This is a genomic window from Marinobacter xiaoshiensis, assembly GCF_031631795.1.
GTDB classification, from domain to species: Bacteria; Pseudomonadota; Gammaproteobacteria; order Pseudomonadales; family Oleiphilaceae; genus Marinobacter; species Marinobacter xiaoshiensis.
This window is the reverse complement of the sequence record NZ_JAVMBO010000003.1, coordinates 655945-675157: the sequence shown is the minus strand read 5'-3', so window position 1 is coordinate 675157 and position 19213 is coordinate 655945. Positions and strand designations below refer to the sequence as shown.

The following is a 19213-nucleotide window of genomic DNA, read 5'->3' as shown; positions in this document are numbered from 1 at the left end:
TCCTCCTACAAAGCAGCTTCAAGAATGCGACGAGCATCATCGGGGCCGATAGCTTTATGTTCCCCAAGTGCAGTCATTCCGTGTTCCTTTAAGGCACTAACGATGTGATTAATTCCGTCAGCATCAACGTCATAGTCGCCTAACCGAGTCTTGATACCCATCTGTTCGAAGAAACCGCGCGTTGCTTCGATTACCGCGTCAATTCGTTCATCATCGGATCCTTCGCGGATATCCCAGACATTGTTGGCATACTGAAGAAGCTTCTCACGCTTAGGCTCGCGCTGATCATTCAACAATGAGGGCAGCACAACGGCTAGGGTACGGGCGTGATCGGTGTCCTTCAGTGCAGTAATCTCATGCCCGATCATATGAGTGGCCCAGTCTTGAGGTACACCTGCGCCAATAAGCCCATTCAAAGCCATTGTCGCGGTCCACATCAAATTGGAACGAATGTCGTAATCTTCGGGTGTCTCAAGCGCCTTGGGGCCAAGTTCGATCAATGTGCGCAGAAGGGTTTCGGCAAAACCATCCTGAACCGACGCGGCAGCTGGATAGGTTAGATATTGTTCGATCGTATGAACGAAGGCGTCCACTACACCGTTGGCAATCTGACGCGGTGGCAAGGTATAGGTCACCTCTGGATCTAACACCGAGAACACCGGGTAACAATGAATGCTGCTAAACGGCAGTTTTGCTTCTTTTTCAGGGTTGGTAATCACCCCGCCAGAGTTCATCTCAGACCCAGTGGCAGGTAGCGTCAACACAGAGCCAAACGGCACTGCTTGGGTAATGACTGATCCACGTGAGGTGAGAATATCCCAGGCATCACCATCATACTTTGCCGCCGCCGCAATAAATTTGGTGGCGTCGATGACCGACCCGCCGCCAACGGCAAGCAGGAAAGTGACGGCATTTTCGCGAATCATCTCAACTGCTTTTAGCGTTGTAGCATAGCGTGGGTTAGGTTCAATGCCTCCAAACTCAAGCATTGCCCGGCCAGTAAGAGCTTCGCGCACCTGGTCCAGCACACCCGTGCGTTCGGCACTGCCACCGCCATAGAGAATCAAAACTTTCGCATCAGCGGGAACCTGATCCTTCAGTTCTGCAATGCTGCCTTTGCCAAACAAAATTCGGGTAGGGTTGTGAAAGTTGAAATTTTTCATATCAGTTTCCTTCAGTTTCAATATGTAAGCGGACATCAATATTTCCGCGGGTAGCATTGGAGTAGGGGCAAAGCTGATGTGTCGCCTCGACCAGGCGTTGAGCGTCCTCGCGGGCCATGCCCGGCAAGTGAGCAGTGATGTCGAGGTCAAGCCCGTATCCGCCATCGGATCGTTGGCCGATACCCACTTCGATTGAAGTTTTTGCCCCCTTGGCATTCAGCTTGAGCTGTTTTGCGGTGATCTCCATCGCACTGTCGAAACAGGCGGCATAACCAAGTGCAAACAGTTGTTCAGGGTTTACGCCATCTTCATCGCTATCGGGCCGAACCATTTGGACCGAAAAGCTGCCGTCGTTCAGGGTTGAAGTTCCTGAGCGTCCGCCCGTTGCCGTCGCAGCGGTTTTGTAGAAAATCTTCATGATCTATCACTCCTTATTCGACCGGTCGACTATCGAATGGTTAAAAGCAAAATACCTCGAGGGCATCGTTTAACACGTCACCACCTAGAATGGCGCGTCAATATCAACTACTGCGATGAGCTTGTGATTGACGAACTCCCTGATTCCCAAGCCGATCAGTTCTCGGCCGTACCCCGACCGCCCGATACCACCGAAAGGCAAGTCTGCCTTGGCCATGGTCGGGTGATTGACAAAGACCATGCCGGTGGAAATCTGCTTCGCAACATCGGCACCATGCTTTGGATCGGCAGTAAACACAGACCCGCCAAGCCCGAATGGTGAGTCATTGGCAATGCGCACGGCATCCGCCTCATCCTTCGCGCGAAACAGCATTGAGACGGGGCCGAAGAACTCCCAATACCGAGCAGGGTTATCTTCTGAAATATTGGTCAGAATGGTCGGCTGAACGAATGCACCCGAACCGGGAACCTTTGGTCCAACTTCGGTTGCCGTGGCTCCGTAGGAAACCGCTTGGCGTATCTTGTTTTTAATCTCGTTTGCAGCTGCCTCAGAAGACAGGGGCGCTAACGTTGTGGTTGGGTCCGTCGGATCCCCTACCCTAAGTTTCGCAACGCCAGCGGTGTAACCCTCAAGAAATTCATCATAAACGTCATCAACGACGATCATTCGCTTGGAGGACACACAGACCTGGCCGCCATTCCAGTGCCGCCCAACGATCGCCCAGTTGATGGTTTTCTCCATATCCGCATCGGCCAACACCACAAACGCATCTGCACCGCCAAGTTCAAGCGTCGATTTCTTCAGTGCTTTACCGGCCTGCGCGGCAACTACCGAACCTGCGCCTTCCGATCCGGTCAGCGCGACGCCATGAACACGTGGGTCGTTAATGATGGTTTCGATCTGCGAGCGTGTTGCATACAGGTTTTTGAACGCCCCTTGGGGCAAACCAGCCTCCAGCATCAATTTTTCGAATGCGGCAGCAGCTTGTGGAACATTTGAAGCATGCTTGAGCAACATGGTATTGCCTGCGGACAATTGTGGCGCGGCGATACGGGCCACCTGGTAAAACGGAAAGTTCCACGGCTCAATTGCCAGCAATACCCCCAGCGGCTCTGCGGACAAAACGGCATCACCTTCATCAGGATTGGCTACGGGCAGCTTTTCAGGTGCCAGCAGGGCTTCTGCATTATTGGCATAATAGTCAAAAATATCCGCTGACAGGGCGATTTCGGCTTTAGCTTCAGAGACAAGCTTGCCCATTTCAGTCGTTAACAAATTTGCAAAGAAATCGACGTCACGACGCAATATGGTTGCAGCGGAGTGCATTACACGGGCACGTTCCGCAAACCCGATTTCCTTCCACAATAAAAATGCCGCATGAGCATTTTCAATCGCTTGATGGACTTCAGTATCGGTCGCGTCCGGGTATGTTTCCAAGAGCTCGCCGGTGTAAGGGTTTCGTGTTTCATAAGCCATAATTAAGGCCTTTCTCGTGGGACGTGGTTAGGTTGTAAAACTCGAGGTTACTCATAATTTGCCTACTCCTAGACCGGTCGTCTAGAGGCAGGGCAAATAAAAAAATGGAATCTACTTGCTTATCACGCTAATTTTTAGCTTAACGATGAATAGACCAGTCGTCTACAGTTTTTTTGGAATAACCATGTTTTTTTAAGAGTAACACCCTCCAAAAGGCCGCTACTCCGCCTCATGAATTCTCGCGGCTCTGTATTTCAACATGCCACCGTTTCGACCGTTTACCACCGCACTGATCTCTGAGAGGATCGCCATAGCAACGCTCTCTGAGGTGTCTCCCCCAAGATCAAGACCAACAGGGTAATAGAGCTTTTCACGAGCCTGAGCAGTTTGTGCATCATCACCAATGTCAGCCAACAGTCGCTCTGTTCGGTACCGAGGCCCCAACTGCCCAACATAGCAAGCACCGCTCCTCAGGGCTTTGTTCAACCACCGTGTATCCTGAGTCACGCTATGGGTCATCACGACAACAGCGGCGCCATCTAGCAAGGAACTCGTGGACAGCGGCTCGTCAACATTCATCACCCGAACATCATCAGCTTCAGGGAAGCGGTGTGCCATCGCGAAGTTTGCCCTTCCGTCTATAACGGTGACATGCCAGCCTAGAGTTTTCGCCAACCGGACCAGTGGTTGAGCATCATGCCCCGCGCCAAACAGCACAAGCTTTTGAGGTGGCGATACAACTTCCAGGAACACCTCAACCTCAGCCGCTTGGTCGCTGTATTGATTCAGCGCAGATTTCCCGCTTGCCATTACCTCACGTAAATCGTCGGCAAGCACTTGCTCCAATGAGCTATCCACCAAACTGCCGTCTAAACCTCCTTCAGGGGGAACTATCAGACGGTCTCCGACAACAAAGGCGGACTCGTCATCCGCCGAGATTACGGTAGCGATCGCTGCCTTTCGTTTTTCTTCATGAACCATTTTCAGGGTTCGGACAAGTGGAGACGCAGCGGCAGGCAAAATTCTCTCAAACAGCAGAAATATCTTGCCATCGCAACCGAGACTAAAGTGATAAGAGGATTCGCTTTCTTCACCATCTTCAGCCGTACTATAGCTGCGAACCACCGGGCCATCGGAGGTCAGCCACCAAGCCTTTTTGATGACATCCTGCTCCAGGCAGCCTCCACTGACCGTTCCTTCAGATTGTCCAAGCGCGGAAATCAACATTCTGGCCCCGGGGCGGCGATAGGCCGAGCCTTCGACTTTAACAACCGTTGCGAGGACAAATCCCTCGCCCAGGCGCTCCTGCTCGTCGATCGTCTTTATCAACGACACTAATCCCGACATACCTCAACACCCCGTTCACCTTCAGTGCAATGACAACGACCGACGCTCGCCGACCTGCTCCGGCTCTATTGCAGTATCAAGCCTGCCAAAATGGCTCAGTACAAACGTCGCCAAGGCCGCCAGCTCCTGGTCATTATAGATAGCGCCGAAATCGGGCATTCTATGATTCACCGGCAACGACGATGCAGGGTTCCCCTCCAGCAATATGCCTAGCAGATTAGAAGCACGAGGGTCGCTTACTGTCTTCAGACCCGACAGTGTAGCTGTGGGGCTCTGATTACCTCGCCCATCCCACTGGTGGCAACTAACACAGGCATCGGCGAAGATTTTACTGCCCAGATCTTCATTCAACGGTGCTCCCGCTAGTTTCGGCTTCACGGCGGGCCTCGGTACCCCAACAGCTTTGGGGTCGGTTGCTTTTAGATAAGTAGCTATGGCCCTGAGATCACTCTCACTCAGGTGTCTCAGGCTATATTCAACCACCTCGGCCATTGGTCCCCCAGCTACGCCATGACCTTCTGCATACCCCTCCCTGAAATAGGATACCAACTGATCTTCTGACCACTGGCCAATTCCGTGCGAATCACTTGAGGTAATGTTATAGGCTCGCCAGCCCCCAATATCGGCACCAGCAAACAGCTCGCTGGACTGCGTCGCCTGAAAAATATTTCTCGGGGTATGACATTCGCCGCAATGCCCGGGCCCATTCACCAGGTAGGCACCGCGATTCCAGGCCTCGCTTTGATCAAGGTCAGGCTGGAAGCGCTTGTCATCCAAGAAGACAAAATTCCAAAGGTACATTCCCCAGCGCTGATTGAAAGGAAAGCCAATATCGTTCTCCCTCGCTGGTTGGTGCACCGGTTCCAGACTGAACAAATACGCCTTGATTGCAAGAATATCTTCCCTTGGCATTTTGGTGTACGAGGTATATGGGAAAGCGGGGTAGTAATGCTCACCCTCTCGGCTTATCCCCTCCTGCAACGCCCTGACGAACTCGTCATCTGTCCAGTCTCCAATACCCGTTTCAGCATCTGGCGTAATGTTCGGGGTGTAGAGCGTCCCGAACGGCAATTCAAAAGCAAGCCCTCCGGCGAACGGCTTTTCACCCGGAGCCGTGTGGCAAGCCACACAATCCGCAGCGGTTGCCAGGTATTCGCCTTCGGCGACTAACGCCTTGTCGCTGCTAACTGCCATAACATCAACACACACCAGAAGGTACGCGAGCAGGCCAAAAATAATCTTTCTCACAACGCCCTCCTTATGCAATAAAATAGCCCGAACGAACAAGCGGTAGACGGCGAACCCGATCTCCGAATGTCGCGTTGACCGCGTTAAGCAAAGCAGGCCCTATTAGCGCGGTACCAGCTTCTCCCACCCCTCCCGGCGCTTCAGCGCTGGGTACTATATGCACTTCTACAGGCGGTGCCTCGCTGATGCGCAACTGGCGGTATGCATGGAAGTTTTCTTGCTGCACCTGACCGCCTTTAATATCAATTTCATTAAACAGCGCTGCTGACAACCCAAACAAGGTGCCGCCCTCCATTTGTGCTTTCACCGAGGTCGGATTCGTCACCAGTCCGCAATCAACGACGGTGACCAAACGCTCGATTCTGACGCCCTTTTCTCCAATGGCGGATAGCTCAACCATCGTAACCACAATGCTGCCGAACACTTCCCCGACAGCCAGCCCTCGACCGCGACCACGGGGCACCGGGCTATCCCACGCAACCTTGCTGGCCAGCAGATCCAATGCCGTCAGCACCCTGGGCTTGTGGGCCAACAAGGTTTTTCGGTAGCTCAGTGGATCTTTTCCGGCGTTATGAGCTAACTCATCAACAAAACACTCAATGGCAAAAGTGCTGCGCAGAACACCAACACCTCGCCACCAGGAAACGGGCACCACTTCAGGCTCTTCACGAATGAAGTGGACCTTCAGGCTGTCCAGTTTGTAGATGGGGTCAACGGCCACTTCTACGGCGTCAGGGTCGACACCGCTGGCCGGGAGGCTCCCCACATAACGGGCAAATATAGATCCCCCTGCAATGCGGTGCTGCCAACCAACCGGAAACCCTTCGCCGTTAACAGCAGCGGTCATCCGATCGGCATACTGTGGGCGGTAGAGGTCGTGGGTCATGTCCTCTTCCCGGCTCCAGGTCAGCTTGACTGGATAGCTAACTTTGCTCGCGATCCGCACCGCCTGGGTAATAAAGTCAAAATCCAGGCGCCGCCCAAAAGCTCCCCCGATCCATTGGTTATGCACTTTGACTTGCTCGGGTTTCAAGCCTGTTACTGCTGCTGCGGTTTGCTGCGCAAATCCAGGCACTTGCGTTCCTACCCAGAGATCGCATCCGTCATCCCGCACATGCACCACACAACTCATTGGCTCTAACGGTGAGCGGGACAGAAAAGGCTGTTCATAAACGGCCTCAAACTTCGAGCTCGCCGCTTGAAGCGATGCGTCTATAGCCCCTTTCTCAGTGGCAACTACACCATCCCGCTGAATTGCATCCTGAAGTTTCTGATCGACCACAGCGGAGTCGATCTTGCTGTTGGCTCCATAGTCCCATTCAATATTCAATGCCTTGAGGCCCTGAAAGCAGGCCCAGGTGTTGGTCGCTGTTACCGCAACCACATCCTCGAGGATCACAATATCTCTCACTCCAGGCACACGTCGGGCGGCTTTGTCATCGACCTGCCGCACCTTCCCACCATAAACGGGACAGGCCCGTGCCGACGTTATCAACATGCCCGGCATATCCAGATCGATGGTGAATTTTGCCTGACCATTCACTTTGGTCGGTGTATCCAGACGTGTGGCCGGGGTGCCGATCAGATGAAAATCTTCCGGTCGCTTCAAGATCACATCGTCGGGTAAAGCGTAGGTCGCGGCGAGATCAACCAGGTCGCCATAGCTGATTTTCTGCCCAGTCGGGCCAAAAACCTTGCCGTCCCGTGCATGACACAGGTTGGAATCCGTTTCCCAAACCGAGGCTGCTGCTCGAACCAACAGCATTCGAGCAGTAGCACCGGCCCGTCGCAACGGTTCCCATGTGTAACGCGTTGACGTAGAACCACCGGTCGCCTGGAACTGAAGCAAAGCGTCGGTGTACAGTTCCGCGTTGGGTGGAGCTTCCTGTATGTCTATCTGATCCAGACCGACTTCCAGCTCTTCTGCCACCATCATGGCAATGCCCGTCTGGATGCCTTGCCCCATCTCGGCCTTGGGCGAAATCAACGCGACGCGACCGTCATGCCCAACACGGACAAAAGCGCCGAATCCATCGGCCAAAGAATCCCCGAGCGAAGCCTTTCCCTGTGCAACCGCCTCTGCCGCGGCACTTTTAGGCGCCATTGGCGGTAACCAGGCGCCAACCACCAACCCGCCCAAAGCTGCACTAATACCTTTCAGAAAACGTCTCCGGGAAGCCATCTCAAGTTTCACCTGCTGATCCTTCATGGCTGCCATACTCCCACGCTTTCACTCACATCTTTGATTGCTTCCCGAATACGCGTATACGTTGCACATCGGCAGAGGTTGCCTGCCATCGCAAGATCGATCGCATGATCATTGATTGATGTCTGGTCGTTCAGCAAAGCCAAAGCCGACATGATCTGGCCTGACTGGCAATACCCGCACTGCGCCACCTCATGGTCCAACCAAGCGCACTGCACCTTTCGAGCCAAGGGCTTTTCAGAAATACCTTCAATCGTTGTTATTTCTTGCCCTGCAACACTTTGAACCGGCAACACACAAGAGCGGACAGGTTTCCCGTCCATATGAACCGTGCACGCGCCACACTGGGCGATACCACATCCGAACTTAGTGCCAGTGAGCTTCAAAATATCCCGTATTACCCAGAGCAGCGGCATGTCCCCGGGCACATCCACCTGATGCGTTGTACCATTTACATTCAATGTCAACATTGTGGCCGTCTCCTCGCCCGTATTCCCTTCACTGGCACGCTCTCCTTTCTAACGTTGAACTCATCCGGCCTGGCAGTCCGGAGCAAAAATTGAATATCGAGCATTCCGCGAAATACTCGAGCTAAATAGCGATATCGTTAAACTGTTGTCATGCTAACAGAAATTAGACCGGTCGTATATTAGAGAACGGTACGTTCACAGTACGTTCGATGTTGTCGTCGCCAAGAGCAGACAGACCTATAGCAATGACAAGAGCATCAGCAAGCCAAAGAACAACGCGAGAATACCGATAATCGGGCTAAAGCTCTGAATCTCTTGTTGCTGGCTGAAAAGGCTTCGCTTGAGGGCCTTATAGAAGCGCTTAGGTGTGTAAAGGTTTTTCTTGTAATGCGTTCGATAGTAATTCCGCAATCCTCCCGGCATTCTCTTGCGGTCAAACCGATACCAAAGCTTTAACACACCGAGCAGGTCTTTTTTACGAGCCCAATTCTTTGACATTATCGGGAGGTGCTTGAGCAAAACAGCTGAGCCAAAATCAATAATCTTCGGCTCCCCTGACGGAGTCATCAAAATGTTGCCGGAATTACCAAGATCAAGGTGGACCATTCCAGTTTGATGAAGTTGCTGCACTGCAGCGTAAAGCTTTACAAAAAATTCCTTTGGAATCTCGCCGTTTTCCTGGAGCTCCTTCAATGAAAAACCTTTGAGGTACTGATAACAAACTCCACCACCACCGTTGGCGTTCCAACGTACCTGATTTGGCGTAAATACTAACTCCTCAGCCTTTTTGAGCATTTTATATTCATGACGGGCCAACAATCGAAAACAATAACTGAGCGGGAAAAACAACAAGGGATAGGTTTTCATAATCCTTTTCTCACCGCACTGGTCTACGGTGACTACGGTAGCCGGCTTGTGCCAGCGCTTTGAGCCAGAAGTACCGTGAGCATGCACATCCAGACAATCCAATGAGTTGCCTTTATCAAAGCTCATTGCTTGATCCTTACCAATCATTTTATATCACCCCGTCATCTCGATGACTCCGAGCAGAAATTATTGCGAGGAATTGAGAGCCTGAATAATTCTGTAGCGATATTCGCGATATCACTATGAATGATGGGGTCCAGCGAAAAGACCAAAGTTATCGCGCAGCCGGGATAATGTTCCCGAAATACTAAAAGTGAGCCCCCTATCAAGGAGGCTCCTCTCATCCAGCAGCTCCTTAGCCTGTCACCCTCTCTGGTGTTCTGGGCTCCGAGGCAGCCTGCGAGTCGTAGGTGGGATAATCGATATATCCCTTGTCAGTTCCACCGTACATGGTTGTGGGATCAACCTCGTTCCAGGGCAGCCCTTGCCGTATCCGATACGGCAAATCCGGGTTGGCAATAAACGGCTTTCCAAAAGCGAAAAGGTCGCCGTATCCTGCATCAAGCATACGAAGTGCTTTTTCCGGAGTGTAGCGGCCCGCATAAATCAAAATGCCACTAAAGGATTCCCTGAGTGCACTGCAGAAGCTTTCCGGCAGTCTTGGCGCATCATCCCAATCGGCCTCAGCAATTGAAATGTAGGCAACACCCATCCGATCCAACACCCTTGCGGCCTCCAGATAGGTTTCGTGAGGGTCCGATTCAACCAGCCCAAGATAGACGCGCTCCTCTTCCGTGCTCTCAAACAAGGGAGCAAATCTCACTCCCAGGCGCTCGGCCCCCACCTCCTCTGAGATTGCGGCCACAACTTCCTCCAGGAAACGCAACCGGTTCCGCAAACTGCCGCCGTATTGATCGGTCCGGTGGTTGGTATGCTCTGAAATGAACTGATTCACCAGGTAGCCATTCGCGCTGTGTATTTCTACGCCATCAAACCCGGCATCAATGGCATTACGAGCGGCGCGAGCGTATAGCTTTACAAGCTGCTGAACTTCCTCGGTTGTAAGTGCTCGAGGCTCATCGGGATCAGCTAGCGCACCTTCCCCGGGCGCTGTTTCTACGAACACTTTCACACCTTCAGCACGAATGGCGGAGGGCGCCACCGGCGCCTGCCCGTCTGGCTGAAGAGAACGGTGAGAAACTCGCCCTACATGCCACAACTGACAAAAGATCTTGCCACCTTCCCGATGAACCGCATCGGTTACTTTTCTCCAACCTTCAATCTGTTCTGCCGTGAAAATTCCTGGCGTCCACGCGTAACCCTGACCTCTAGGCTCTATCTGCGTGCCTTCTGTGACCATAAAGCCAGCTGAAGCCCGCTGCGCATAGTAGTCAGCCATCAGTTCGTTCGGAATATTTCCTGGCTGAGAGCTTCTTGAGCGCGTGAGAGGTGGCAGGACAATACGGTTTTTCAGTTCAAGCGAACCCAGACTCAAGGGCTCAAAAAGAGGACTTACATTCATAACGCTATTTCCTTTAAATAAAGTTTTCATACCGGAGCAAGCAGTGCTCCGTTGCATTAAAAGAGGCCCGGACCGGACTCATTCAGGCTGATAATGATATTTTTCTTCTCGGTGTAACTATCCAGCACCATTTTGTGGGTCTCCCGACCAATACCGGATTTTTTGTATCCACCAAAAGGCGCATGTGCAGGCAGTTCGTGATAGGTATTCACCCATACCCGTCCTGTTTTGATAGCGCGAGCAATGTTGAGAGCGCGATTGATATCCTGCGTCCAAACTGCGCCTGCCAAGCCGTACTCAGACTCATTGGCCAGCTCAATCACCTCGTCATCATCTTCGAACGACATAACCACCAAGACAGGACCGAAAATTTCCTCTTGTGCCACCCGCATTTTGTTGCTGGCATCAACGATAATCGTCGGAGAGATAAAGCAACCACGTTCCAGATTCGCACCAACCAGTCGCTCCCCCCCAGTAACAATCCGTGCGCCTTCCTGGGTAGCCAGATCGATATAGCCGAGGATCCTTTCCATCTGTTGCTGGCTGACCTGGCTTCCCATTTGGGTGTTAAGATCCAATGGATCTCCAACTTTTATCCCCTCAAACCGCTCCTTAAGCGCATTAACAAATTCGTCGAAGATAGACCGATGGACGAACAGTCGAGCGCCGGACTCACACACTTCCCCCTGATTGAGAAGAATCGATGTGACAGCCCCTTCCAAAGCCTTCTCGATATTTGCATCAGGAAACACAATGTTGGCTGATTTCCCACCCAGCTCTAAAGTCGCCGGTATCAGCTTTTCAGCCGCGGCCTTAGCTACGCGGTATCCAACCGCTGTAGACCCGGTAAAGGCCAACTTATCAACCCCCGGATGATCAAGCAGTGCTTGCCCGGCTTCCGGGCCGTTGCCAGTTACGATGTTGACGGTTCCTTGGGGTAAAACTTCGTTAAGGATTTCCCCCAAAGTAAGCAGAGTAATTGAGGTCATCTCTGATGGCTTAATAACAATCGTGTTGCCAGCTGCCAGGGCCGGAGCCAACTTCCACGCAGCCATCAAAAGAGGGAAATTCCAAGGAATAACCTGTCCAACAACGCCAACAGGCTCGCTCAACACTATACTCAGAGTCTGGTTATCAAGTTGTGCGGCCTCGTCGCTATGAGAACGAATAACACCTGCGAAATAACGAAAATGGTCAACGGCCAGCGGAATATCGATTTGACTGGATTCCCGCAACGGCTTGCCATTATCCAGAGTTTCCAAGTACGCAAACTCTTGTGCTCGAGCCTCAAGTAAATCAGCTATCGAGAGCAACGCGCGCTGACGCTCCACAGGGGAAGTGCCGCTCCAGCGGGGAAAAGCCTCACGTGCGGCCTTTACTGCCAAATCCACGTCTTCACTATTTGCTAACTGCAGATTAGAGAGAACTGCTCCTGTTGCTGGGCTAACCGTTTGGACCGTCCTGCCAGACCGGCTTTCCACCCATTGACCGCCAATCAGCATGCTATAGTTCGGCTTGATAAATTCCTGAACGTTTTCTTTCGTTAAACTATGACTCATTCTCTGCTCCTACCTTTGTCGAAACATCGTTGTGGACACAATCCATAGCAAACCCGCATTCGAGCTCGCGCGTTCACCTGGTATCGAGTCATGACAAAAGCGATCTTACGGTGGCATACTTACAAGCAGAAACAGTAATTATTGGTTACAACTACAAATATGAATGGTATTAGTCGGATCGACTTAAAACAGCTAAGGGTTTTTAAAGCACTCTTAAAAGAGCGAAACGTGACACGTGCCGCCGCCCAGATGGGCCTCACCCAGCAAGCTGTAAGTGCTCAACTGAGCAAGCTTAGGGATACGTTTCAAGATCACTTGTTCCTGCGCTCCGCACAGGGCCTCATTCCCACGCCGCTGGCTGAACAGCTTGAGCCAAGAGTGAATGCAGTGTTCGAGAGTCTTGCGGCACTATCACCACCCGACAGGTTTGACCCTGCCGAAGTGCATACGACCTTTGTGATATCTGCGACGGATTATGCTGTAGCGGTTATATTGCCAAGATTGATGGCGAAGGTAAGAGCCCAAGCTCCGGGGTTAAAACTGATCATCAGGGACTTTGAAAGCGATCGACTGTATCCGCTTCTGACATCGGGAGACCTCGATCTTGCATTAACTTTTCCTGCGTTCGTCCCCGATGGTTGTCAAACGAAATGGTTGTTCTCCGAACACCACATCTGCGTAACAAGGAGTGATTCTCCGATGCAAAGCCGGCAATTCACCATTGGTGACATTGCCGATTTGCCCCAGATTATTGTCTCCCCGACAAGAGCAAACCTGATCGGTTCAGCGGATGACTGGTTTGCAAGCAAGGGCTACAGCCGAAACATTGTTATGTCGGTACCGAGCTTCGCCGCTGCGCCGGCCTGTATCGCCTCAACTGACTGCATAGCTTTCTTGCCCTCACGCATTCTTCCGAACCCACTTGTTCGTCCGATCCAGCTTGATGATTCACCGCCCTGCTTCGATGTCATTGCCGCATGGCACCCTCGCTCAAGCCAGGACCCGCTGCACAAGTGGATACTTTCACTTCTCCAACAGGAATTCCCGGCGCAACAGAGCGCTAACCAATAGGGGCGCCCGACGGTTACCACTCAACAACGATTTTGCCAAAGTGACTGCCGCTTTCCTGGAATTTGAACGCGTCTGACAAACGTTCCAGAGGGTAGCTGCAGTCGATCACGGGGCGAAGATTATTCTGTTCCAGTGCTGCAACGTATTCCTGCTGCTGGCGGCGACTGCCAACCACCAACCCTTGCAGGCGAGCCTGCTTCGCCATCAACAACGAAGTGGGCACCTCGCCACCGCGCCCTGTCAATACGCCAATCAATGCTACATTTCCACCGACGCGAACAGCCTGCAATGACTGCCCAAGCGTTCCGGGCCCACCAACCTCAACAACATGATCAACACCCCGCCCTTTGGTTAATGCGAGCACCTCGGCACCCCAATTCGGACTTGTCCGATAGTTAATAACATCGGTTGCACCAAGGGCCCGAGCCCGTTCAAGCTTCTTGTCAGAAGACGAGGTAATAATGACTCGCGCCCCCATGGCTCTGGCAATCTGCAAGGCCGCAATGGATACGCCCCCGGTGCCGAGCAACAGCACGCTATCCCCTGCCTTGATTCCGCCCTCAACCACTAACGCCCGCCACGCTGTGAGGCCCGCTGTGGTGATCGTTGCCGCTTCGGAATGCCCCCAGCACGCAGGTGCATGGGTAAAATAGTGTGCTGGCCGCACCACATACTCAGTTGCGTAGCCGTCTATTCCATCACCTGGAGTTCCCCGGAAATTGCCTACATCATCAAATGCCCGACCGTCCTGCCATTGAGGGAAAAACCCAGACACAACGCTTTCGCCAACAGCGAATTCAGTCACGCCTTCACCAACAGCCTCGACCACTCCCGCACCGTCGGACATCAGAATCCGCCCATCGGCGGTTGGGATACTGCCATTAGCGACCAGTAAATCGTGGAAATTCAGGGAGGTTGCATGTATTGCCACACGTATTTGTCCCGGTCCGGGTTGGCCAGGGTCGGGCAGATCACTCAGCTCCAATTGATTCAGCCCACCCGGGGCCCGAAGAATAACCGCTCTCATAAGGATTCCTCTATTTTCATAAATAGACCGGTCGTCTATAGTTAGATTAAATTTTTTCCGGCTAGCTCTTAATTCAACCCCAGCAACCCTTGTGTTGCCTCAAACGCAGACTCCAAGGGCTCACGGTTGCGTGTGATTTTCGCTCGCAGGCTTGCACCCAACCATAATTGATAGAGAGTTGACGCTGTCGTTTTTGCATCCAGGTGAGCAGGTAACGAGCCATCAGCAATGCCGTCCTCAACTGCCCGGGCAAGTCTTGCGATAACTCGGTCCGTTCCCTGTTGCAACACAATGCGCATGGTTTCGGATAAGTCGCTAACTTCGGCTGCAAGTTTTACTGCCAAACACTTACCTTTCGGGTCGCAGGCCGACTGAGTTTCCAGCCAAACTTTCCAATAACCGATCAATCGCTCTGCTCCGGACAAGCCCGGGCGCGAGAGTAGTGCCTCAAGAGAGACTTGGTAGTCCGAAAAATAGCTCTTGAGTAACTCCTCACCAAAGGCTTCTTTGGACCCAAAATAATGATAAAAAGACCCTTTGGGCACACCAGCAGTCTGCAGAATTTCACTCAATCCGACAGCACTGAACCCTTTGCCACTGATAATACACTGGCCGGTTTCCAGGATATGACTACGTACATCGTGAACATTAGCTTTTGATTCCATAAACAGATTCTAAGCCGGACTAGACCAATTGTCTAGACGAGAGACTCTGGTTGTGCGCGGAGACCTATGGAAAACAAACACTCGACCAGCTGCTTTTATTACGCTTGGCTGCCATATCGCAAGACGGCGATGCATTATGATTAGACCGGTCGTATATGATGTGAGATAGTAATAATCTCACGTTTGAGTGGGTAGCCACCCGGCAAAACCGCCTCTTCACTCATCTCGCACAAATCTTCCGGAGTTATACATATGATCCTCGTTCATCACTTAAACGATTCGCGCTCACAGCGTATTCTCTGGTTGCTCGAAGAACTGGGCCTTGAGTACGACATTAAACGCTATGAGCGTGATTCGGTTACACATCTGGCGCCACCAGAGCTGTTGCGCATTCACCCACTGGGTAAGTCGCCGGTCATTGAAGACGGCAGTTTCATCATCCATGAATCCGGGGCAATTATTGATTATCTCATCAGAAAGTATGCTGGAGACCTCCTGCACCCTACTCCTGAAAGCCGGGCGTATGAGCAATATGTGCAGTGGCTTCACTACGCTGAGGGATCGGCAATGCTTCCTCTGCTGTTAAAGGTTTATGTTGATCCTCTGGGAGATGGAGGTGCAGCTCTGCAGCCGCGCATAAACAGTGAACTCAATAATCATTTGGGTTTTGTAGAGGCTTCGCTGGAGGGTAAAACCTTTCTGCTAGACGAACTGTTCAGTGCCGCAGATATCCAGATGAGCTTTGTTGGGGAGATTGCAGGCTCGTTTGGCCTATTACACCAACGTCCTAACCTGACAGCTTGGATCAAGCGGCTCCAAGCCCGCCCAGCATACCAATCTGCCTTAACAAGAGGTGGCACCTACCGTTTAGCCGACTAGTATAAAACCTGTAGGCTCGATTGAGGTGTTTAGTGTGAATGGCAGATCCATTAAACACCTCAATCAACGCCTTCCTCGTTATTCAGGATAACCCTGCAGTCAGCCTTACCGACATTATTCCCAGTGCTTTATTAATTCACCGTCTCCGGATAGTCATCCACGGCAGGGACCTTCGCTCGCTGAATAACGGCATAAAATACCGGCGTAAAGAGCAGCCCGAAAACCGTCACACCAATCATTCCGGAAAACACTGCAATACCCATGGCGTGACGCATCTCTGCTCCGGCGCCCGTGCTCAAAACAAGTGGAACCACACCGGCAGTGAAGGCAATTGACGTCATCAAAATGGGCCGTAACCGCAAACGACACGCCTCCACAATTGCCTCATAATGCCTTTTCCCCTGAAGATTCAGATCTCTAGCAAACTCCACCATAAGTATTGCGTTTTTACTTGCCAAACCAACAAGAACGATCAGGCCAACCTGCGTAAAGATATTATTGTCACCCGACACCAACCAAACTCCAGCAAGTGCAGAGAGCAACGTCATCGGCACAATCAAAATGATGGCGAAAGGCAATCTCAAACTTTCGTACTGGGCTGCCAACACGATGAATACCAAAAGAATCACCAGCGGGAATACGTACACCATCGTGTTACCTGCCAATACTTGCTGATACGTCACGTCCGTCCACTCGAACGCTATACCCTCAGGCAGGCTTCGCGCCAACACATCCTCAATGGCAGTCTGCGCTTGGTCAGAACTATATCCGGGGGCAGGTGAACCGTTTAATTCAGCCGTCGGATAGCCATTGTAGCGCATTACCCGATCAGGCCCTGTCGTGGCGTTTACAGTCATAACAGCAGACAACGGAATCATCTGCCCCTGCCGATTACGCACCTTCAAGTTCAATATATGCTCGGGGTCTAAACGTTTCTCGGCTTCTGCCTGGGCAATAACCTGATAGGTACTGCCGAACAAGTTCACATCATTCACATAGACCGATCCAAGATAGACCTGCAGCGTATCGAACAATGACTCAACCGGAATCCCCAGCAGCATCGCTTGCTCACGATCAACCTCAAGATCAAACTGAGGCACTTGCACTCTAAAACTTGAATACAATCCCATCAGCGCAGGGTGCTTCCGCGCCTCATTCAAACTACTTTCAAGCGCGGCGAATAACGCTTCAAAGCCCTTATTCGCTCTATCTTCAATCTGCAGTTTGAAGCCACCCGTGGTGCCGAGACCGAGAATGGGTGGTGGCGGGAAAACAGCGACGAAGCCCTCATCAATGCCCGCAAAAGCCGCATTCAGTTTCCCGGCAATTGCGCCGGCACTCAGTTTAGCCGTTTGACGCTCACTGAAGGCATCCAGCGGCAAGAAGACTATTCCGCTATTCGAGCTGTTGGTGAAACCGTTGATGGACAAACCCGGGAACGCGATGGTGTTAGCGACACCCTCAGTTTCCAAAGCAATCCTTTCCATCTCGCTCACTACCGCGGTAGTGCGATTCAGACTCGAGGCGTCCGGTAGTTGTGCTACCGCAACCAGATACTGCTTGTCTTGCTGAGGAATGAATCCGCCCGGCACAATGTTGAACAAATGACCGGATACCGCCGTCAACCCCACATAAAGCACGCCCACCAACACCGTGTATCGGATCAACTTTTTGATCAAAGCTTCATAAGCCTGCCCGGTTCGCTCAAAGAAACGGTTAAACGGTACGAAGATAAAACGCCCGAACAACCAGTTAATCCCCTTGGTCAGACGGTCCGGAGCGTCTTCATGGGACTTAAGCAGAAGCGCGGATAACGCCGGTGACAATGTGAGCGAATTAAGCGCAGAGATAACAGTCGAAATAGTAATCGTCAGAGCAAACTGCTTGTAGAACTGCCCCGACAGCCCGGTAATAAACGCTGTCGGAATGAACACCGCGCAGAGCACCAAGCCTATGGCGATAATCGGGCCTGTCACCTCGGTCATCGCCACCTTTGTGGCCTCCTTCGGCGACAGTCCTTTGGCAATGTTCCGCTCAACGTTTTCGACCACGACAATCGCATCATCCACGACGATGCCTATCGCCAGGACCAACCCAAACAGCGACAAGGTATTGATGGAAACACCAAACCACTGCATGACCGCAAAGGTACCCACTAACGACACCGGCACGGTCACCAGAGGAATGATGGATGCCCTCCAGGATTGGAGGAAAAGCACCACCACAACCACAACCAGAAGAATCGCTTCCATTAATGTGGTAATGACCGCGTCAATCGAGCCCCTGACAAACACGGTCGGGTCGTACGCTATCTCATAGGCAATGCCCTTGGGAAACGTCTTAGACAAACGCTCCATGGTTGCGCGCACACTGTCAGACAGCTCAATAGCGTTCGAGCCCGGACGCTGGAAGATAGGCATTGCAACCGCTGGCCTACCATCAAGCATCGCCTGAAGTGCGTAAGTGTTCTGGCCGAGCTCAACCCGGGCAACATCCGACAAGCGGCTAATGGCACCGTTGTCACCCACCTTCAGCACAATATCCCGGAATTCTTCCAAAGACGTCAGCCGCCCCCGAATATTCAGCAGCAACTGAAACTGGCTATCATCCGGCGCCGGTTCGGCGCCCAGTTGCCCCGCAGCTACCTGTCGGTTCTGCGCACGCACGGCCGCCACTACATCAGGTGCCGTTAAGCCGCGTGCTGCCAATTCATCAGGGCGCAGCCAAAGCCGCACCGCGTACTCTCCGCCGCCGAACACCCTTACGTCACCTACTCCGTCTAGCCGGGCAATCTGATCCTTTAGGTTCAACTCTGTAAAGTTCGCCAGGTAGGTTGTGTCACGATCGTCGTCGGGCGAATAAATGTGAACCACCATCGAAAGGTTCGGTGATGACTTTTCCGTCACCACACCTAGCCGCTGTACCTCCTCCGGCAAACGGGGCAGCGTGCTGCTAACGCGGTTCTGGACTTGTACTTGCGCCTTATCCAAATCGGTACCGAGCGCAAACGTTACTGTCAGCGTCATACGGCCATCCGCGGTTGCCTGTGAAGACATGTACAGCATGTTTTCCACGCCATTAATCTCTTCTTCCAGGGGCGAGGCTACGGTTTCAGAAATAACTTTAGGGTTTGCGCCTGGATAATTGGTCGTAACAACTACGGTTGGCGGAACCACCTCCGGGTATTCGCTGATGGGTAGCAGGAAAAGAGACAGCCCGCCGCCGATCAAAATGATCAACGACAGCATGCTTGCGAATATCGGGCGATCAATAAAAAAGTGGGGAAATTTCATAA

The 19213-nt window shown here is 52.3% G+C and carries 15 protein-coding genes; 2 read left to right on the top strand and 13 right to left on the bottom strand.

Annotated features, from left to right (window positions below; all coding sequences use genetic code 11):
• Window positions 1–5: 5 nt before the first annotated feature.
• The 10 genes from RKA07_RS02970 to RKA07_RS02925 all read right to left on the bottom strand — a co-directional run bounded on the left by RKA07_RS02970 (window position 6) and on the right by RKA07_RS02925 (window position 12276).
• Window positions 6–1163 carry an iron-containing alcohol dehydrogenase gene (locus RKA07_RS02970; RefSeq protein WP_208006348.1) on the bottom strand — a complete coding sequence of 386 codons (1158 nt, stop codon included), beginning with the start codon at window positions 1161–1163 and terminating at the stop codon, window positions 6–8.
• Between the two features lies 1 nt (window position 1164).
• The gene (locus tag RKA07_RS02965) at window positions 1165–1581 is read right to left on the bottom strand and encodes an organic hydroperoxide resistance protein (RefSeq protein WP_208006349.1); all 417 of its coding nucleotides are present in this window, start codon (window positions 1579–1581) and stop codon (window positions 1165–1167) included.
• Window positions 1582–1665: 84 nt separating this feature from the next.
• On the bottom strand, window positions 1666–3057 hold the full coding sequence (locus tag RKA07_RS02960) for an NAD-dependent succinate-semialdehyde dehydrogenase (RefSeq protein ID WP_208006350.1): 1392 nt from the start codon (window positions 3055–3057) through the stop codon (window positions 1666–1668).
• Between the two features lie 219 nt (window positions 3058–3276).
• Window positions 3277–4404 (bottom strand): XdhC family protein, encoded by a 1128-nt coding sequence (locus tag RKA07_RS02955; RefSeq protein ID WP_208006351.1) that lies wholly within the window; start codon window positions 4402–4404, stop codon window positions 3277–3279.
• Between the two features lie 21 nt (window positions 4405–4425).
• The gene (locus RKA07_RS02950; RefSeq protein WP_208006352.1) at window positions 4426–5652 is read right to left on the bottom strand and encodes a c-type cytochrome; all 1227 of its coding nucleotides are present in this window, start codon (window positions 5650–5652) and stop codon (window positions 4426–4428) included.
• Between the two features lie 10 nt (window positions 5653–5662).
• Window positions 5663–7861 carry a xanthine dehydrogenase family protein molybdopterin-binding subunit gene (locus RKA07_RS02945; protein WP_100639308.1) on the bottom strand — a complete coding sequence of 733 codons (2199 nt, stop codon included), beginning with the start codon at window positions 7859–7861 and terminating at the stop codon, window positions 5663–5665.
• Window positions 7858–8328 (bottom strand): (2Fe-2S)-binding protein, encoded by a 471-nt coding sequence (locus RKA07_RS02940; RefSeq protein ID WP_310965511.1) that lies wholly within the window; start codon window positions 8326–8328, stop codon window positions 7858–7860. Before RKA07_RS02940 ends, RKA07_RS02945 begins: the two co-directional genes overlap by 4 nt.
• 237 nt (window positions 8329–8565) lie before the next feature.
• A complete protein-coding gene (locus RKA07_RS02935; RefSeq protein WP_208006353.1) occupies window positions 8566–9321 on the bottom strand; it encodes an RIO1 family regulatory kinase/ATPase domain-containing protein in 756 nt (251 codons plus the stop codon).
• A 229-nt stretch (window positions 9322–9550) separates the two neighbouring features.
• Entirely contained in the window at window positions 9551–10717 is a 1167-nt protein-coding gene (locus tag RKA07_RS02930) for an alkene reductase (protein ID WP_208006354.1), read from the bottom strand.
• Window positions 10718–10773: 56 nt separating this feature from the next.
• The gene (locus RKA07_RS02925) at window positions 10774–12276 is read right to left on the bottom strand and encodes an aldehyde dehydrogenase family protein (RefSeq protein ID WP_208006355.1); all 1503 of its coding nucleotides are present in this window, start codon (window positions 12274–12276) and stop codon (window positions 10774–10776) included.
• Window positions 12277–12435: 159 nt separating this feature from the next.
• Between RKA07_RS02925 and RKA07_RS02920 the strand changes: the two genes are divergently transcribed.
• Entirely contained in the window at window positions 12436–13347 is a 912-nt protein-coding gene (locus RKA07_RS02920) for a LysR family transcriptional regulator (protein WP_100638809.1), read from the top strand.
• 13 nt (window positions 13348–13360) lie between these two features.
• On the opposite strand, the gene RKA07_RS02915 is transcribed toward RKA07_RS02920, so the two are convergent.
• Window positions 13361–14374: a zinc-dependent alcohol dehydrogenase family protein gene (locus tag RKA07_RS02915; protein ID WP_100638810.1), complete on the bottom strand. Its 1014-nt coding sequence runs from the start codon at window positions 14372–14374 to the stop codon at window positions 13361–13363.
• Window positions 14375–14442: 68 nt separating this feature from the next.
• Window positions 14443–15039 (bottom strand): TetR/AcrR family transcriptional regulator, encoded by a 597-nt coding sequence (locus RKA07_RS02910; RefSeq protein ID WP_100638811.1) that lies wholly within the window; start codon window positions 15037–15039, stop codon window positions 14443–14445.
• Window positions 15040–15291: 252 nt separating this feature from the next.
• Here RKA07_RS02910 and RKA07_RS02905 point away from each other — a divergent pair, with 252 nt between their 5' ends.
• Window positions 15292–15918 carry a glutathione S-transferase family protein gene (locus RKA07_RS02905; protein ID WP_100638812.1) on the top strand — a complete coding sequence of 209 codons (627 nt, stop codon included), beginning with the start codon at window positions 15292–15294 and terminating at the stop codon, window positions 15916–15918.
• A gap of 131 nt (window positions 15919–16049) precedes the next feature.
• Here the strand turns inward: RKA07_RS02905 and RKA07_RS02900 are convergent, their stop codons facing one another.
• A complete protein-coding gene (locus RKA07_RS02900; RefSeq protein WP_100639309.1) occupies window positions 16050–19211 on the bottom strand; it encodes an efflux RND transporter permease subunit in 3162 nt (1053 codons plus the stop codon).
• Window positions 19212–19213: the final 2 nt, after the last annotated feature.

Excerpts from the sequence above, each read along its gene's own strand:
- RKA07_RS02945 (WP_100639308.1), bottom strand. The coding sequence starts at position 7,861 with ATGAAGGATCAGCAGGTGAAACTTGAGATGGCTTCCCGGAGACGTTTT.
- RKA07_RS02905 (WP_100638812.1), top strand. The coding sequence starts at position 15,292 with ATGATCCTCGTTCATCACTTAAACGATTCGCGCTCACAGCGTATTCTC.
- RKA07_RS02960 (WP_208006350.1), bottom strand. The coding sequence starts at position 3,057 with ATGGCTTATGAAACACGAAACCCTTACACCGGCGAGCTCTTGGAAACA.
- RKA07_RS02915 (WP_100638810.1), bottom strand. The coding sequence starts at position 14,374 with ATGAGAGCGGTTATTCTTCGGGCCCCGGGTGGGCTGAATCAATTGGAG.
- RKA07_RS02910 (WP_100638811.1), bottom strand. The coding sequence starts at position 15,039 with ATGGAATCAAAAGCTAATGTTCACGATGTACGTAGTCATATCCTGGAA.
- RKA07_RS02900 (WP_100639309.1), bottom strand. The coding sequence starts at position 19,211 with ATGAAATTTCCCCACTTTTTTATTGATCGCCCGATATTCGCAAGCATG.
- RKA07_RS02940 (WP_310965511.1), bottom strand. The coding sequence starts at position 8,328 with ATGTTGACATTGAATGTAAATGGTACAACGCATCAGGTGGATGTGCCC.
- RKA07_RS02930 (WP_208006354.1), bottom strand. The coding sequence starts at position 10,717 with ATGAATGTAAGTCCTCTTTTTGAGCCCTTGAGTCTGGGTTCGCTTGAA.
- RKA07_RS02935 (WP_208006353.1), bottom strand. The coding sequence starts at position 9,321 with ATGAGCTTTGATAAAGGCAACTCATTGGATTGTCTGGATGTGCATGCT.
- RKA07_RS02970 (WP_208006348.1), bottom strand. The coding sequence starts at position 1,163 with ATGAAAAATTTCAACTTTCACAACCCTACCCGAATTTTGTTTGGCAAA.
- RKA07_RS02965 (WP_208006349.1), bottom strand. The coding sequence starts at position 1,581 with ATGAAGATTTTCTACAAAACCGCTGCGACGGCAACGGGCGGACGCTCA.
- RKA07_RS02925 (WP_208006355.1), bottom strand. The coding sequence starts at position 12,276 with ATGAGTCATAGTTTAACGAAAGAAAACGTTCAGGAATTTATCAAGCCG.
- RKA07_RS02920 (WP_100638809.1), top strand. The coding sequence starts at position 12,436 with ATGAATGGTATTAGTCGGATCGACTTAAAACAGCTAAGGGTTTTTAAA.
- RKA07_RS02955 (WP_208006351.1), bottom strand. The coding sequence starts at position 4,404 with ATGTCGGGATTAGTGTCGTTGATAAAGACGATCGACGAGCAGGAGCGC.